Source organism: Paenibacillus oleatilyticus (assembly GCF_018998565.1).
GTDB classification, from domain to species: domain Bacteria; phylum Bacillota; class Bacilli; order Paenibacillales; family NBRC-103111; genus Paenibacillus_G; species Paenibacillus_G oleatilyticus.
The window spans coordinates 108,952-124,551 of record NZ_JAHNZO010000004.1 but is presented as its reverse complement, the minus strand read 5'-3'; the positions used below and the strand labels follow the sequence as shown (position 1 = coordinate 124,551).

General features: G+C 35.0%; 17 protein-coding genes. 12 read left to right on the top strand and 5 right to left on the bottom strand.

The window, feature by feature from the left end; all coding sequences use genetic code 11:
- Positions 1-99: 99 nt before the first annotated feature.
- From KQX66_RS06895 to KQX66_RS06860, 8 genes are all read left to right on the top strand, one after another.
- Positions 100-309 (top strand): DNA modification system-associated small protein, encoded by a 210-nt coding sequence (locus KQX66_RS06895; protein WP_216791328.1) that lies wholly within the window; start codon positions 100-102, stop codon positions 307-309.
- Positions 306-2,303, top strand: a complete 1,998-nt coding sequence (dndD, locus tag KQX66_RS06890) for a DNA sulfur modification protein DndD (RefSeq protein ID WP_216791326.1) — start codon at positions 306-308, stop codon at positions 2,301-2,303. Before KQX66_RS06895 ends, dndD begins: the two co-directional genes overlap by 4 nt.
- Positions 2,304-2,315: 12 nt before the next feature.
- Positions 2,316-2,699, top strand: a complete 384-nt coding sequence (locus KQX66_RS06885) for a hypothetical protein (RefSeq protein ID WP_216791324.1) — start codon at positions 2,316-2,318, stop codon at positions 2,697-2,699.
- A 245-nt stretch (positions 2,700-2,944) separates the two neighbouring features.
- Positions 2,945-4,324: a DUF4062 domain-containing protein gene (locus KQX66_RS06880; RefSeq protein WP_216791322.1), complete on the top strand. Its 1,380-nt coding sequence runs from the start codon at positions 2,945-2,947 to the stop codon at positions 4,322-4,324.
- A gap of 85 nt (positions 4,325-4,409) precedes the next feature.
- The gene (locus KQX66_RS06875; RefSeq protein ID WP_216791320.1) at positions 4,410-6,521 is read left to right on the top strand and encodes a DEAD/DEAH box helicase family protein; all 2,112 of its coding nucleotides are present in this window, start codon (positions 4,410-4,412) and stop codon (positions 6,519-6,521) included.
- 18 nt (positions 6,522-6,539) lie between these two features.
- Positions 6,540-6,719 (top strand): hypothetical protein, encoded by a 180-nt coding sequence (locus KQX66_RS06870; RefSeq protein ID WP_216791318.1) that lies wholly within the window; start codon positions 6,540-6,542, stop codon positions 6,717-6,719.
- 13 nt (positions 6,720-6,732) lie between these two features.
- Positions 6,733-8,745 (top strand): AAA family ATPase, encoded by a 2,013-nt coding sequence (locus tag KQX66_RS06865; protein ID WP_216791316.1) that lies wholly within the window; start codon positions 6,733-6,735, stop codon positions 8,743-8,745.
- Entirely contained in the window at positions 8,729-9,181 is a 453-nt protein-coding gene (locus tag KQX66_RS06860) for a DNA phosphorothioation-associated protein 4 (protein ID WP_216791314.1), read from the top strand. The genes KQX66_RS06865 and KQX66_RS06860 overlap by 17 nt, the downstream gene beginning before the upstream one ends.
- A gap of 559 nt (positions 9,182-9,740) precedes the next feature.
- Here KQX66_RS06860 and KQX66_RS06855 read toward each other — a convergent pair.
- From KQX66_RS06855 to KQX66_RS06840, 4 genes are all read right to left on the bottom strand, one after another.
- Complete coding sequence (locus KQX66_RS06855; protein ID WP_216791311.1) at positions 9,741-10,196, bottom strand: SMI1/KNR4 family protein; 456 nt, start codon at positions 10,194-10,196, stop codon at positions 9,741-9,743.
- A 200-nt stretch (positions 10,197-10,396) separates the two neighbouring features.
- On the bottom strand, positions 10,397-10,624 hold the full coding sequence (locus tag KQX66_RS06850) for a hypothetical protein (RefSeq protein WP_216791309.1): 228 nt from the start codon (positions 10,622-10,624) through the stop codon (positions 10,397-10,399).
- A gap of 185 nt (positions 10,625-10,809) precedes the next feature.
- Entirely contained in the window at positions 10,810-11,625 is an 816-nt protein-coding gene (locus KQX66_RS06845; RefSeq protein WP_216791307.1) for a sigma-E factor regulatory protein RseB domain-containing protein, read from the bottom strand.
- 21 nt (positions 11,626-11,646) lie between these two features.
- Positions 11,647-12,174, bottom strand: a complete 528-nt coding sequence (locus tag KQX66_RS06840) for a hypothetical protein (protein WP_216791304.1) — start codon at positions 12,172-12,174, stop codon at positions 11,647-11,649.
- 408 nt (positions 12,175-12,582) lie between these two features.
- Here KQX66_RS06840 and KQX66_RS06835 point away from each other — a divergent pair, with 408 nt between their 5' ends.
- From KQX66_RS06835 to KQX66_RS06825, 4 genes are all read left to right on the top strand, one after another.
- The gene (locus tag KQX66_RS06835; protein WP_253956980.1) at positions 12,583-13,854 is read left to right on the top strand and encodes a helix-turn-helix domain-containing protein; all 1,272 of its coding nucleotides are present in this window, start codon (positions 12,583-12,585) and stop codon (positions 13,852-13,854) included.
- Between the two features lie 28 nt (positions 13,855-13,882).
- Positions 13,883-14,005 (top strand): hypothetical protein, encoded by a 123-nt coding sequence (locus tag KQX66_RS37770; RefSeq protein WP_284439789.1) that lies wholly within the window; start codon positions 13,883-13,885, stop codon positions 14,003-14,005.
- A 164-nt stretch (positions 14,006-14,169) separates the two neighbouring features.
- Positions 14,170-14,388 (top strand): hypothetical protein, encoded by a 219-nt coding sequence (locus KQX66_RS06830; protein WP_216791302.1) that lies wholly within the window; start codon positions 14,170-14,172, stop codon positions 14,386-14,388.
- A 54-nt stretch (positions 14,389-14,442) separates the two neighbouring features.
- On the top strand, positions 14,443-14,919 hold the full coding sequence (locus KQX66_RS06825) for an AbrB/MazE/SpoVT family DNA-binding domain-containing protein (RefSeq protein ID WP_216791299.1): 477 nt from the start codon (positions 14,443-14,445) through the stop codon (positions 14,917-14,919).
- A 126-nt stretch (positions 14,920-15,045) separates the two neighbouring features.
- Here the strand turns inward: KQX66_RS06825 and KQX66_RS06820 are convergent, their stop codons facing one another.
- A complete protein-coding gene (locus KQX66_RS06820) occupies positions 15,046-15,495 on the bottom strand; it encodes a hypothetical protein (protein WP_216791297.1) in 450 nt (149 codons plus the stop codon).
- Between the last annotated feature and the right edge of the window lie 105 nt (positions 15,496-15,600).

Genomic DNA, 15,600 nt, shown 5'->3' with positions numbered 1-15,600 from the left:
CTCCTAGTAAAATTGGTTCCAATTTACTATAATGAAAATTATACCGTACATAAATGATAATGTATATTTGTTAAATTTCCCCTAGGAGGCTTACAGAAGATGTCGTCATTGCTTAACGAAGAAGATGAACTCTTAGATGAAATATGTAGGAAACATAACATAGAGCCGCGTTACTTGAAAGAATTATTCAGGATTGAAAAAGAATATGCTGATAAGAACATGTCGAAAAGAAGAGGTGTTTTCGACAAAATATCCGACATGGTCATGGATTGGGTTGAGCAAGAGGAAGAGAGGCGTAGCATTCTATGATTTTCAATTATATAACTTTTGAGAATTACAGACCTTATTATGGTACGCAAAAGTTAGAACTTCACAAAAAAAAGGAAGACTTTTCAGCATATGATCAAAATATTACATTGGTTGGTGGATTAAACGGGGCAGGTAAAACTTCACTAATTAATGCTTTTTTTATTTGTTTTTATGGAAGACGAAAGTTCTCTAAAGATGAATATGAAATTATAAAGAATGAAGCAATAAATAGAAGGTACTATCGAGAAGGGGGCAGGGAAAGTAAAATTCAGCTCTCCTTCACCGATCGGACCGGTACATATGTTATTGAAATCACTTTCAAGCAAGATCAAAAGAATGAAATCACTGAAACAAGAAGAATTTTTGTTGCTTCTGGCGACGAACTGCGCGAAGTGACTACTGCGGAAGAAGAATTTAATGAATTTATTGATCAGAGAATTCCAATCGATGTAGCTCCGTTTTTTATATTTGATGCTGAGAAAATAAGGGATTTGGTTGGGGAGCATGATACGAAAGAAACGATTAAAGCCATCCAAAAAATCGTATCTTTAGAATTATATAATCAACTGTATGAGGATTTATTTAGAATTCGCAATCAAGATGAGGCGGCTCTTGCTAAAACGGTAAAAGACGAGGATTTGCAGAAGTTATCCGAGGAACTTCAAAAATGCGCTACAGAACTGGAACTTCTAAAATCAGAAGAAAGACCAGACGAGAAAAAAATTGAGTTTCTTAATGAAGATAAAAATTATTTGAATCAAAAGCGCCGGTTGAAATTAGCCAATAGTAGTGTAACAAAAGGACAAATTAATAGGAAAATAGGAGAACTCGAAAACGAGTTGAAGTTGATTTTTACCACTTTGGAAAGGTTCGGTCGGAACTCACTTCCTAATCTAATTGCCGCGCCAGTGGTTAGGCAACTTCAACAAAGAATAAAGAAGGAACAAAATTATATAAATAGCATGACTAAAAGTGCAGCAATGTTTGCACCATATGATCGGTTTATAAGCCAGATTCTAAATGTAGAAGTTAATCCGCCATTGAATAACGAACAGAAAGAACAATTAAAGGAAAAGGGCAAAAGTGTATGGGCTAAAGTAAATCAAGTTCAAGAAGTAAAAGTTGAACCAATTAATGTTTTACACGTGAACGACCTTTCGCAAAATGAGCTTCAGATGCTTCTAAATTCATCCTTATCAAGTAACGTTGACGTAAAAGGCCTAGTGAGTAAACGAATAAAGATTCAAGGAGAATTACAGAAATTACTCGAGCAACTCAACGATGCACCAGATGTCATAGACACAAAAGAAGAGGACGAAAAGTTAGCGAAAATTTCTGAGGAACTCGGAGCTCTATACGCTGCAAGAAAAACAAGAGGCGAGTCGATTAGAAAACTCCAAGACAGACACCATCAGTTGCTAAATGAGATTACGAGAAAAAGGCAAGCAAAGAGTGAACTCGGTCCCGTTGAACAAAAAATGGAGCTTATGACGCGTCTGATTGGTGCAACAAAAGAATTCATTGACCAGGTTACGATATTAAAAGCAAAGCAATTGAAAAATGAAATTGAGACGATACTTCTAAAACTATTTAGAAAAAGAGACTTGCATAGGGTAGAATTTGATCCTAATGAGTTTGCTCTTAAAATCTACGATGAATTTGGTCGTCAAGTGGACCTAACTTCGCGATCAGAAGGGGAGAAGCAGTTAATCGCTCTTTCGATGATTTGGGCGCTTACTAAAGTCTCTGGAACAAATTTCCCGTTTGTAATCGATACACCGCTTGCGCGGCTGGATAGCATTCACAGAGCAAATTTAGTGAATCGTTACTTTACTAATCTAAGTGATCAGGTAATTATACTGACGACAGATACTGAGATTACAAAGGACTTTGTTGAAGAAATAGAACCGTTTGTGCAGAAATCATATTTGTTGCAGTATGACGATGTGGAGAATTCAACAAAAGTAAGTGAAGGTTATTTTACATTTGAATAGGGGCAGGGGCAAATGGCAAACGGCAGGATGCCTTTATCAATAGAAGGCGAAGAAAAACTAATAACAATAATGAGCGAACTAGAGCTTAATGAAAAAAGGCCGGAAGCCCTTCGGCTGGCTTTTGTAAAAGGTATAGCTTCTCTGGAAAAACCACCTGAGAAGAAAGACCGTAAAACTAGATTTGTTATTCCTGATGGTGTTATTGCGCGCGGCGATGATTACATTTTGTACAAGCACATGATTATCGAGAAGGTGGGGCAGCCACTTGATGCAAAAGCTGTGGATGATTATATGTTGCGTTACATTGAGGAAGGGCTAGACATTATGGCTTCGGAGATTGAGTCATTGTCTAACCTTGATAATTATTTGTTGTTTTTAATTAATAAGCATAGTTAAGGGGCTTCAAATTAAGGACTATTAATCATTATAAATGAATCTCAATAACTTCTGAAATAGGAGATTTTCTAGGGTTAGTGTCCTGTCCTTACTGTAGAGATGAATCAAAAAAACTGGCGTCCCCCCCAATTTGGAGGGGATTTCTGTTCTTGAAGTTTCAGAGTTAATGGATTGATCGATAGTAGTGATTTATATGGTAAATTTGGAGAATAATATTTAATCGATGTACCCTTATTTTTAGAACTTTGAATTTTTATAACTATATATTTAGAAGACAATGTTTTCTGGGAGGTTATATTATTAAAATTTTTATTAGTTCAACAAGCTATGATTTAATTGATCTAAGAGCGCTGGTAGTAGATCGCTTGCAAAAAAGAGGGCATGAGGTTCTTTATCATGAAAGCCCCACGTTTCCTGCAAATTTAGGACTCCACTCGCATGATCAATGCATCAAAGCGATTAAACATTGTGATATCGTTGTTTGTTTAATTGATAGAAGATATGGTGGCCTATATCAAGGTAAGTTTAATTTTAGTATCGAACCTTTTAAAATAAAATCTGACAAAGTTGAACTGGAGATTACTATTCCTGCGGAAAAATTAAGTATCACTTGGTGTGAACTAATCGAGGCATATAACCTTAAAAAACACGTTATAACTTTTGCTCGTCAGAAAACCTTGGATGAAAAACAAACAAGAAGAAAAAATCAAGAACTAGTAAGTTTTCGACCAGCTTATGCTCAGGGAAATGAAGTTTTTGATTTTATAGATTGGATTACAAAGAAACAAGAAAATAACTGGATAGTTCCTTTTGAAAATATCGTAGATTTTGAACAGAAATTAATAACTTGGATAACTGAAGTTGAAAAATCATTTATTTTTAGTTCAAATAATAGGTATGAAAACAGTGGAGAAGACTTTACTGAGTCTTCTATGAAAGTAGCAGATGTCAGTGAAGACTCTATTGAGGTATCAAACGAAGATAGGGGACCTAGTCAAGCAAATAATAAGGATATTTACGGCGAAGAACAAAACATTGAAATTTCTTCTAAATCGATAAGCTCAGATTATGAAAATGAAAATAATAGAGATTTATTTTTTACAGATATAGAAAAAGGATACACAGCTAAGCGTCGCATTACTTTTATTGTTGAAGATAACTCACAAAAGTTTATTGTAAATCTAGTATTAAGTAAACTTAAGCTTAAAAGTGAAATATTTATTTTGTCTATACAGGGTCTTTATAGTGAAATAAAAGATTTTTCTGACTTTATTCGTAATCATGTAGAACAATCAGCTTTAGTATTAACTTTATTGAATAAAGAAAATGCTAATTACCAAGAGAATTTCAGTGAGTCGATAAAAAAATTAACTGTTGATTTATCAGAAAGAGTCTCATTCATAGTTGTTGATCCTCACATTGAAAGTTGGTTCAAAATTGGTTTTTCAGGAGTTTTCCTAGAGGAAACTGTTATTAAGAATAAAGAAACGTTAAGGAATCTGATTCTACATGGTAATGAACCGGATTTCTATAATTTCTTAAAAAGAAATTACAATTTAGAATTAGCTATGGAGAACTCGACAAGTCTTAAGAGTTTTGTAGAACAATTACTTAAATTAAATTAAAATTGGCAGCACTTTTTGTGGAATTTTTTTATGTTTGGTGAATAAGGGGGATGTAGATACTCAGCCCCTAACTTGGGTGATATCAATGAATTTATCCGATCTAAAGATTATTGATGAGTATAGAAGTGATACCGATAATATTATAGATGATTTTTATGTCCCTTGTTTATCAAACAGTATAATTTACAAACGATCTGTAGGGTACTTTACGAGTGGATCCCTTTCGCTAGTAGCTAGAGGAGTATTACAATTACTTAAAAATGGAGGGAGGATGCAACTTATAGCTTCTCCATACCTTTCAGAAGAAGATGTAGAAGCTATTAATCGAGGATATAGAAACAGGGAAGATATAATAAAGGATTCTCTATTAAGACAGCTTGATGGTATTGATGAAACTATCGTAAAAGAGAGATTATCATTTTTAGCAAGATTAATCTCAGAGAATAGGCTTGATATAAAAATTGCCGTGCTTCGAGGTAAACTTGATCGAGGTATTTATCATGAAAAATTGGGTATTTTTCAAGATGGACTAGGAAACTCGGTTGTATTTTCCGGTTCTGCAAATGAAACGGAAGGAGGGCTTCGTTCCAACTTTGAGCAGGTAGACGTTTTTTGTTCCTGGAGACCTGGAGATTATGAAAGAGTCAAAAAAAAGAATAGTAACTTCGCGGAGCTCTGGGATAATAAAACAAATAATTTAGATGTAATTACTTTTAACGATGCTATAAAAAATAGTTTATTAAAGTATGCTACTTATTATAAAGATTATGATCCTGGATTTAGATGTATCTCACTCAATAGTGTAAATGAAACAATAAACACTTGTAAAGAACCAATTGTTCCCTCTTATATTACTCTTCGGAATTATCAAAAAGAAGCAATAAGAGAATGGTTTGCTAAAGATGGATCAGGAATTTTCGAAATGGCTACGGGAACAGGAAAAACGATAACAGCGTTATCTGCAGCAGCAATGTGGTACAAACATACAAGGCAAATTGGTGTGATTATTGTTTGCCCGTATTCACACCTAGTGGAGCAATGGGCAGATGAGACAAAAAAGTTTAATTTTGAACCTATACTTGCATATGAATCTCGTGCTAAATGGGTTGATGAACTGAATCATCAAATATTGTCATATAATTTGGGGAATATAAGATGTTTTTGTGTAATCACTACTAATAAAACATTCTTAACAGAAGAGTTTCAAAAGATACTGGATAAAATATCCAAAGGGGCAATGTTAATTGTTGATGAAGCTCATCACATTGGGGCAAAAGAGGCACTAAATAAACTTCCCGAGCATATTCAATTCAGGCTTGCTCTTTCTGCAACACCTGTAAGGTGGATGGATCCTGAAGGGACAGCTCGATTAAATAGCTATTTTAAACCAGGTGTTATTTATACTTTTGGGCTTAAAGAAGCTATCGGTGAGTTTCTTACTGAATATTATTATTATCCACATATAGTCGAGCTCACAGAGGATGAAATGCAAGATTATCATGACTTATCTAAAGAAATTGCGAGATTGAACATTTTTCAAAGAGACAGTATAGAGATTGATAGTTCTACTAGCGGGAAATTCAGAAATTTATTAATTAAGAGGGCAAAGTTGATAGGTCGTGCAAGGAATAAAACAAAGTTACTTTATAATTTACTAAAAGACAGAAGAGATTCTAAATTTAATTTATTTTATTGTGGTGATGAAAAGGTAGATGGGGTTAGGCAAGTAGAAGAAATCATAAGAATGCTAGGTCAGGACCTGGAGATGAAGGTCCATCCGTTTACTTCGGGTGAATCTACAGATGAAAGAAAAAGGCTTTTATATGAATTTGAAAAAGGTGATGTTCAGGGGTTAGTTGCTATAAGATGTCTTGATGAAGGCGTGGATGTTCCAGCGACGCAAACCGCATATATACTTTCTAGTAGTACAAATCCGAGAGAGTTTATCCAAAGAAGAGGGAGAATATTGAGGAGGCACCCCAATAAAAAGTTTGCGTATATACATGATTTTATTGTTGTCCCCAGAAATCTTTCAGAAGTACAAGAAATCTCTCCCCCAATATTCAACACGGAACGAGCTTTGATTAAAAAAGAGCTAATGAGAGCAAGTGAATTTGCTAATCTCGCTTTTAATAGTGGAGAAGCAAGAGAGGTCTTACTTGAGCTGAAACAAAAATACAATCTCTTATATTTATAGCAGAAAAGAGTGGTATCAATGTCAACAGTATCTGAGAATAAAAAAGAAACAATGAAAAAAATATTTGAAGAACAGCCAGTAGAGGTACAAAAAATTGTACAAGAAGTCATTGATTTAGAGACAAAACATCTTCATGAAGCGAGACCTCGTTTAACTGAGGAGATTGAAAGAATCGTGGTAAATTTTATAAAAAAATAACGGGAGGACTCCTATGTTAATTGAAAGCATTACGTTACAAAACTTCAGACAATTTTATGATAAGCAAATGATATTATTTGCAAAACCGGAGGGAAGTAAGAATGTAACTATAATTCATGGGGAGAATGGTTCGGGAAAGACGGCTCTTCTCAATGCATTTAATTGGTGTTTCTATGATGAAGTTACTTATCAAAGAGAGTCTTTACTTAATGAACGAAAACAGTTAGAGATGAAAATAGGTGAAACTGCTGATATTTCCGTCATTATAAGATTTAAAGAACATAATAGAAAATATACAGTTGCTCGATTTCAAACATGTGAAAAAGCCAACGATAGTGAATACATTATTGTTAATGAATATAGTAATGTTGAATACATTGATGAGGCAGGTAAACCACAAAAATCAGACAATCCCAAAAGAATAGTCGAACAGATAATGCCTAAAACTATGAGTTCATATTTCTTTTTTGATGGAGAAAGAATAGATAATTTGTCAAAAAATGAGAGAGCAGAAGATGTACAAACTGCAATAAAAACGATTATGGGCTTAGAGATGATGGAGCGTGCAAATAAGCATCTTGAGAAAGTACAAAAGAAATTTCGAGATGAGTTAAAAAATCATTCTGCACCAGAAACGCAATTATTAATAACTAAACTTAATTCTATTGAAGAACAAATAAATAATAAAAATATGAATATTGATCAAAAGGAAAGAAATCAACGATCTATTCAAAATCAAATCATTGAAATAGACCAAAAACTTAAAAAACTTGAGGGAGCAAAAGAATTACAAGAGAAAAGGGAAGAACTCGAAAATAACAGAAATGAAGTGAACGAACAAATTGATGGTATTAATAAAGAAATAATAAGTATTTGCAGTGAAAGGGGATACTTGGCCTTTTCCGATAAAGCTATTAATGCAACGAAAGACATACTTGAAGTGAAAAGAAAAAAAGGCGAAATACCGTCAGGCATAAAAAAACAATTTGTGGAAGACTTATTGGAGCGAGAAGTTTGTATTTGTGGAGAAAAGCTTGTACCAGGATCTGAGCATTACGCTATGGTGGAGTCGTGGAAATCAAAAGCGGGAAGTGAAGAACTAGAATCCAGTTATATACAAACATGCGCAAATATCAAAATGCTAGAGGAAAAAAGAACTCAGCTTTTTATTGACTTAAAGCGGTTGGTGAAAGATAAGTCTGCTCTACTTGAACAACTAAAGGATGTTATTGAACAAATTGAAGATATTGGCGATGAGTTTGAAAGAGATAGTGAAGAAATTGGAGATCTCGAGCGTAAACGAAAAGAACTGTCACTTGAATTTAGTGATATAGACCAAGAAATTGGTGGAATTAAAGTACAAGTTAAACAACTAGAGAGTGAAAAACAAGAAGTTGAGTCAGAGCTGAAAAAAAGCAAAGCAATGAATGAAAAGTCGGAATTAGCAAAAAAGAGAATGGATGCTACTGAAGCCTCAATTCAAGTCATTAAGAAAATTTTAAATATTCAAGCAGATTATGTTAGGGAAAGATTACAGGAAAGAATTGGCGAGGTATATGGTAGATTATTACGAAAGGGGTATACAGCAGAACTTGATGAAAGTTATTCAATTAATGTCTATAAGCCTTTTGGTAATGATAGAAAACTAGTAGATATGTCTACTGGGGAAAGGCAAATTACAAGTATTTCGTTTTTGGGGGCTTTGGTTGATATAGCTCGTGAACAGGCAGAGAGAGGGACCAAAAATGATTTATTTAAAGGAGGAATTATACCGATTGTAATGGATTCGCCTTTCGGGTCATTAGATCCAGATCATCAATCCAGGATAGCAGGAGGTATTCCTTCATTGGCTCATCAGATAGTTGTCTTAGTATCTTCCTCCCAATACGCAGGAATTGAGAAGAAAATTAGACCTTATGTTGGAAAGGAATATAAACTCAATTATTTTGATCCTAAAAAAGATGCTTCTTTGAAACATGAATATACTGAACTTGAGGAGGTAAAACAGTATGCCGCGCAGGGTTAAAAGAGCCTCTGACACAGAAGATATATATAAACAACTAACAGAAGGTGACTACAAAGTGTTTAACACTATGAAGGATGTTTTTCTACTTTCTGCTTCTATTGGATTTAAAGAAGAGAAGAATCAGAGTTTTGAAAAAGTAGGGGGAGAAATTCCATGGTCAGTATTTCGAGGAGATACGGACGAATCTATAATTAATAGTATTGCTATTGCTGAAACAAGTGATATGCATGTTCTATTGAGTGATGAAGAGACAATAGACAGAAAACTTAAGATATGTGAAGAGTATGCTAACTATGGAATACGAGTAATTAAACAAAGAATAATAGATAGTCCGGGTGATCCAATTGATAATTTGGTATCCTTAATTATGGAAAACGATACATCAACCGGAGAAGTTAAAAAACCAAGTGATTTTTTAGATAAGTTATTCCAATAACATAATAAAACGAGGAATTGTGCCGAGGAGACTGGCTGCATTATTCTATGCAGCTCACTTGATACCGTAGTTTGTTTATTGCAGTTTAAAAGCTTCTAAAATTAGTTATGTTTTTATTTTACTCTTATAGATTTATTATGAATGGCTTTGTTGACGACTTGTTGACGAACTACGTCAACAAGTAATAAAACTCAAACAAAACGAACAATACGCGTTGGTTAAAACCCTTATAAATCAAGGGTTTTAACCGAATATTACAGAATCCAAACAACCCCCACATGTTCCCGCATACGGTACATATGGATCGTTAGCTTTGTTAATTTCGTATGATACAAATCGCTAAGCTTTGCTCAATATGCTGCATTTAGCCGCGTCATCCATAAATGGATAGGGCGTATCCTGAACCGGGGGAGGGAAAGGTTCTTCCAGCCTCCGTCATCTTCCCCAATCGGATAGTCATTACTTGCGTTAACTGTTTGTTTCAAGAGGGTTTAGGTAAAAACCTGGGCAGATTTGATTCTCCTTTAAGGAAATTAAAGTCGCCATGACCTACTTATTATTAAGAATAAGTTTCAAAATTACAAAACAGATTTCTACCAGGACGATAAAATGATCCGCTTTGTTTTACAAACATGAATTCTTTTACGCCAGCGGCGACTTTATCGAAATCGATCACTAGGATGTCCTGATAAATCCAAGCCACTTGAAGCAGATTTTTTACATCAGGTCTACTATGATATCGTTCAATAACTTCCTGTGTACTGTAAAGCTCAGCCTCGCCACCATACAAATGATGATCAAATAAACTACAACCATTGCAGGTCTCTAGGAAGTTTCGATAATCATCAGGAAGCTTGAAACCTGTTGTTGTTTCTAATAGATTAATTTCTTCATCTGTTGCAGGTGATTTAAAGCTGCATACATGTGGAGCGATTTCTCCATCTGAGTAAGGAAGCAGTATTTTTTCATTACTTTCATCGAGGATTTTCCTTAAAGCTACAATGATGTTACTCATAATAGATTTTCCCCCTTAATAATGATTAAGAGGAACCTTGAGCCTCCATGAAAACAAGTTACTTTTCTGATTTCGGTTCATATTTTTCTTGTTCCAATGGGAGGATTTGTTATCTTAGAATGCACATGCTTAATCATCGTCAACGCTTCGGCTCTTGTAAGTGGATCACCTTTCTTGAATCCCTTTAAAGAGTTATCACTTTACCTTCTATAATGCCGTTGTCCAGAAGGTAATGAATAGAATCCTTTTGGGTAGTTTTTGCCTGTAGCATCTGCAATAATTTTAGCTGCTTGACCACGGGCTAGGCCGATGCCGGAATCCTTATGCTGATGGAAAGGAATAATGATATACCATTGGTAGCTAAAGGCATAATCGACATAAGGATTGTACCATTCTGCAACCTTAGATTTTTTATCAATAAAGTCCAACGGCTTAAAAGTCCTTATTTAGAAGTTATAAATTCATTTTTTCCAACGATTTTTACAGTTTACAAGTATGCTCGGGGTACCCATCTACTATTTTTCTCTAATGTCCCGCTGAATCTGGCAGATGTACCATATTTGCACACAAAAAAGCGCACAACTTTTAAATTAGTCGTGCGCTCTATTTCAATTTACTTCGCGCTTTCTTTAATGTTCGTAAATCCTTTTGTATCATCCGTCCGGTACTTATGTGTTAGGCTTTTATTAAATTCAATATTTAAAACTTCAATTCGACTTGTTTCATTTTGTTGCGCATCGAACGTCAGTAATTTAAGCAGAACCCCTGTTTCAGTATCTACCCAGAGTTTGAATTTGCTTCCAAATTTCTCGGATAGAGTTGATGTCAGTTTACCTTCAATGACTGTCGCATTTCGGTTCAGTATAGTTTCACTTCCAACAATACTATAGTTTTTTTCGTCATCTTTAAGCCAAAATGCAATTTGTTGGGGAAAGGTAACAAGCTGAGCGTCTTGTGCCGTAGCCGGATCGCTTCGATGTACCATATGCTTTTCATTCTTGCTGTCTTTAAATTCACGTACTGCCACTTTTTCATCATTGATTTTGGACTTGTCGTCTTTTGTGTAGGTTTTGTGTTTTACATCGAACTCAATAAGGGTATTCTTATCCGAAATAGATTCTTTTTTGATACCTGCCTTGTCTTTGACCAAAATACGACTGTACGGGTTAGAGCCTTGTTCTACTTCGAAATCAACGGTAATGTTCCTGTTTTTGGTTACGTTTCGGTATGCTCCTTGAACGGTTTGATAATTATCGATGGCATTAAGCATTTTTTCTTTAATCTCTGTTGCTGGTTTAATTATGGTTACTTGTTCCTGAACATGTCCTGCAGTGTCATTAGCTTTAGTAGTAGAAGTGAAATAGAACCCTGCACCTGAAGCAATAGAGATACTAGCAATAACAAGCGCTATTGAGCGGAACTTTTTCATAAGGAAATCAGTCCTCCATTATCAAGGTTTCCATGATTTATTGTTTAAAACTACGTCATCCGCACCCATGCCGCCATAAAAAGAGGATCTCTCCAGGATGAACAAGGAGTTAACTCCCCCTGTATAGGTAGAAGAAAAAGAAGTCCATCCACTTTCAGCATATTCCTGATCAAGCGTTAAATTTAGACCGCCGACTTTATACTTTACAACATCTACAAATTTCTTATTATTGAGGTATACATCAGGACTCAAGGTAAGATCACGTGCGTTTAGGTTCATGCTCCATCCATAAACCGATTTTGTATCCCCTGCAGGAGTATCAGTAGTATTGAGCTGAGCTGTATATGGAACACTGGCCTTCTGACTATTTCCGGGTATGGTGGTCCAATAGTCGCTTTCTTGTGCTTTTGCCAAACACTCAGAATCATTTTGTCCATCACCGCACCAGTACAGAGAGTCTCCGGGACCAGAGGCAATCGCTGGTACAGAAAAGACAGATAGTAAGGCCAACGTTGTAACACCGGCTGACAGTACTTTTTTGAGATTCATTTGAATTTACCTCCCAAAATTATACACATTTTAAAAATAATAATAAAGGGTATTGATTCCTAATATTTAGTTTTTATACATATTCAAATTTTTTTTGTAATGGACATGCCTCCCTAAATAAAATATGAACAATTTGTCGCGACCTCATTGCTCATAACAAAAATAACATAAAATAACAAAATATGGGATAGGAATTAATGTCTATTTTTATTCCGTTTATTACTTTAAAATTCACAAGTAATTGCAGTTATTACCAAATATCACTTATACTTTGTAGAAAATTATCGAATCGTTTATCCCAAGGAAGAGTTAGAGGGGGATAATGATAAACAGTAAATTGTAAGCTAGAACTTACTTTGATATAATTAACCAATGTAAAAATTTTATATAAAAAGGAAGGTATGTATTATGATGGGTATGGATGCTGATTGTCAGAATAAAACCATCGCAGATATCATCTTCCAACTTAGAAAAGAGAAAAACTTGACATATGCTGAACTAGAGGAACTAACAGGTGTGGGTATCACGGTTTTACATAAAATAGAAACTGGAGCAACAAAGCGTCCAGAGTTTAAGACGATTAAGGCCATAGCCACAGCGTTGCCAACACACTATACGGAGATTATAGAATGTTATATTGGGGAAGAAGATCGAGTGGAGACTTTATTCGAAATATTGCGAGAGGTAATCACCCTGAAAGATGACTTTACTTTAGCCCCTGCGGTAGCTTTGCGGTTACTTCAATCACCGCAAAGGAGTACAGAAGATTCTTTGCAACGATTATTTGATTTTACGGAAACGGTATCCGATGCCCCTCTTAAGGCATCTCTTTTCACTGTTATTGTTCAATATTCCAGAGAACACGGAGTACCGTATTACGTTGCTAAGGGGCTGTTGCAAAAATATTTGATTGAGAGGAACGATTTAAAACGGTTAGAGGAAACATTCCAATTGGGTCAAGAAATAACCTATTATGTTGATTTTTTATCGTCTGGGGAGAAAATCATATTTTATTTCAGAATGGCTTTGCACGCATACACCATCAAAAAATACAACGAGTGTATAAAGCTTTGTGAAAAGGGGCTTCCCCTTGAAAAAAAGGATACAGAACTAAAAGCAAGGGTATATCTGTCATTGATTAATTCATTATTGAAACTTAAAAATTATGATGCAGTTGAGAAGCATCTGGATATTTTTGAAAAGATGGAGAATGAATTTGTTGTCATACCCTCTCTACATATCCGAGCTTTGATTAAATCAAGAAAAAAAGAGTACGAAGTAGCTATCCCTATCTTACGAAGATACTTGGATGAATTTAGCCGCGACTATAGAATACACATAGCTGATGAGTTATTAGAAATTTATCTGGAAAATGGTGATTTTGAATCTTTTGCTGAGATATTAGAAAAAGAGCATGAGTTTTTACCTGAACAGCCAAAGACACCTCAAAAGTATTTGGCGCTTGGAAAGTACTTCAGGCATAAAGGATTCTATCAACTTTCCATCGGCTTGATTGATGAAGGTATACAAAGTTACGTAAACTGTATTAAATCATTTGGGCAAGTTAGTGCTTATGAAGAAATAAGCGAATGTATTCGAGAATTGCTAAAAATTCACATAAAGCTGTCGAAATCCCTAGAGCTTAAACATATAATTAAATTGAAGGAGGCATACGAATAGCTTAAAAATATCCTGGAGGTGAAGAGCCGTGAAAAAGCTTGCCCTGTTAGTAGCAATTGCTCTATTTTTTGTTGGCTTTACTATCCCATCAGATCTAATAAAAAGTCCCGTTATAATTGTCCAGTTAAGTGAACCTGATACTGGATTTTAGAATTATTTATAATACATTTGCTATTTGTAAACAGGCATATTCGCCTGTTTTTTATTTTGTTTTATGTTTTTTTTCTTAAAATTCTATAAAGTCCATTTTGAAGGAAAAACCAATATACTTTTCTTGAAACTTTTGATAGAGAATCTTGAGAGGAGAATAGTTGCATGAAATTATCAGCTAGCGGAGGGGAGGTTACGGATTTACCAGTACTCCATATGGACGATGAAGAATTGCAGAAAGAGATGATGGCTCTCCTTAGACGAATGGAAGAAGCTGTACAACAGGGAGAAAGATTGACTGGTGAACATATGATTCGTTTAAGCCAACAATTAGATGCATACGTTTTAATCGCTCAAACTAGGAAGATGAGGTGTATAAGCTAAAGCCATTTTTTAAATATCAGTTCAATTCAATACTGTTCATTTTGAGGTGTATTGATGCAAGAGGGTAGAATGACCGGGATTGTTAGAGTGGTAGACGATTTTGGGAGAATTGTGATCCCCACGGAGGTTAGGCGTGTTTTGAATCTAGAACCCAATGTCAGGACGGAGTATTTCTGTGATGACGAGAGAACGGCGATTATGGTTTATAAATATCGCGCTAAAGAATGCTTGTTTTGTTCAGGCAAGCAGCAAATCATATATTTCAAAAGGTTTTATATTTGTATGCCCTGCATTCAGAGCCTTCCGCCGCTTCAAGTTTTCCTGGAACGATTGGAACGAGAACGGGCAGATGCGGCACAAAAAGCTCTTTTTAAAAAGAAAAAAATGACGGCAAGAAGAAAAGAAACCTTGGATCGTCTGCATCAAGCAATGAAGGAAAACCCGAAAGCTTCGCAAAAGGAGTTAGCCGAGATGTTGGGAATTTCACAAGGATGGGTCAGTCAGTTGCTTAGGAAGCAGAAAGATTCATAAGTGTGCTAACACTTAGATAATTGTTTTTATTCGCCACACCGAATGAAAAAACACATGGCCATTTTGCACCCTTTAGTTGTTACGAAACTCCCGTACATGAATTTTAGAGGTATTTAAAATTGCAATTTACTCTAACTTAATAACAAACCCAGTATCTCCATGTTCATTTTGTTGTTCGTGAGTACTAATAACGACCCATTTCAATGTTTCATCAAACACATAAAAATCTTGCGGAAAAGCACTAAAATTATTGACAAGAAATTGTTTGGAACAATGAATCAACTCATTACGTCCCAACTCCATAATATCTTGAGATATATAGTAGTCCCAGAACAACAGCACATTTTTTGTCTCTATACTATCTAAAACACTTCCAAATTCGTTTGTAGAGAAAGTAGAAAAGTGTCCTTGCTGTTTAAAACAACACCAGAGAAAGTATCCGTCTCCGACATTCACATAATTTTGATAGTATTCAGTGTCAGTGATAATAAATTTCTTAATAAATTGATTTTTCAAGATGTCTTTTTTATGTTTTGGAACTCTCTGAAGTTGATTCATTAATATTCCTTTATCCATAAGGGTACCCCCTTCATATTTGGAAAAAAAGGGCATAGGTTACCATGCCCTCTTCCATTAATTAATTATGCCAGTGATGAGCCTTCATTTGTACCTTTGAACGAA

What these genes read in the sequence shown, in the direction of transcription:
- KQX66_RS06870 (WP_216791318.1), top strand. Translation starts at nt 6,540, where the DNA reads ATGTCAACAGTATCTGAGAATAAAAAAGAAACAATGAAAAAAATATTT.
- KQX66_RS06855 (WP_216791311.1), bottom strand. Translation starts at nt 10,196, where the DNA reads ATGAGTAACATCATTGTAGCTTTAAGGAAAATCCTCGATGAAAGTAAT.
- KQX66_RS06895 (WP_216791328.1), top strand. Translation starts at nt 100, where the DNA reads ATGTCGTCATTGCTTAACGAAGAAGATGAACTCTTAGATGAAATATGT.
- KQX66_RS06830 (WP_216791302.1), top strand. Translation starts at nt 14,170, where the DNA reads ATGAAATTATCAGCTAGCGGAGGGGAGGTTACGGATTTACCAGTACTC.
- KQX66_RS06885 (WP_216791324.1), top strand. Translation starts at nt 2,316, where the DNA reads ATGGCAAACGGCAGGATGCCTTTATCAATAGAAGGCGAAGAAAAACTA.
- KQX66_RS06875 (WP_216791320.1), top strand. Translation starts at nt 4,410, where the DNA reads ATGAATTTATCCGATCTAAAGATTATTGATGAGTATAGAAGTGATACC.
- KQX66_RS06860 (WP_216791314.1), top strand. Translation starts at nt 8,729, where the DNA reads ATGCCGCGCAGGGTTAAAAGAGCCTCTGACACAGAAGATATATATAAA.
- KQX66_RS06835 (WP_253956980.1), top strand. Translation starts at nt 12,583, where the DNA reads ATGATGGGTATGGATGCTGATTGTCAGAATAAAACCATCGCAGATATC.
- KQX66_RS06825 (WP_216791299.1), top strand. Translation starts at nt 14,443, where the DNA reads ATGCAAGAGGGTAGAATGACCGGGATTGTTAGAGTGGTAGACGATTTT.
- KQX66_RS06845 (WP_216791307.1), bottom strand. Translation starts at nt 11,625, where the DNA reads ATGAAAAAGTTCCGCTCAATAGCGCTTGTTATTGCTAGTATCTCTATT.
- KQX66_RS06820 (WP_216791297.1), bottom strand. Translation starts at nt 15,495, where the DNA reads ATGGATAAAGGAATATTAATGAATCAACTTCAGAGAGTTCCAAAACAT.
- KQX66_RS06865 (WP_216791316.1), top strand. Translation starts at nt 6,733, where the DNA reads ATGTTAATTGAAAGCATTACGTTACAAAACTTCAGACAATTTTATGAT.
- KQX66_RS06840 (WP_216791304.1), bottom strand. Translation starts at nt 12,174, where the DNA reads ATGAATCTCAAAAAAGTACTGTCAGCCGGTGTTACAACGTTGGCCTTA.
- dndD (WP_216791326.1), top strand. Translation starts at nt 306, where the DNA reads ATGATTTTCAATTATATAACTTTTGAGAATTACAGACCTTATTATGGT.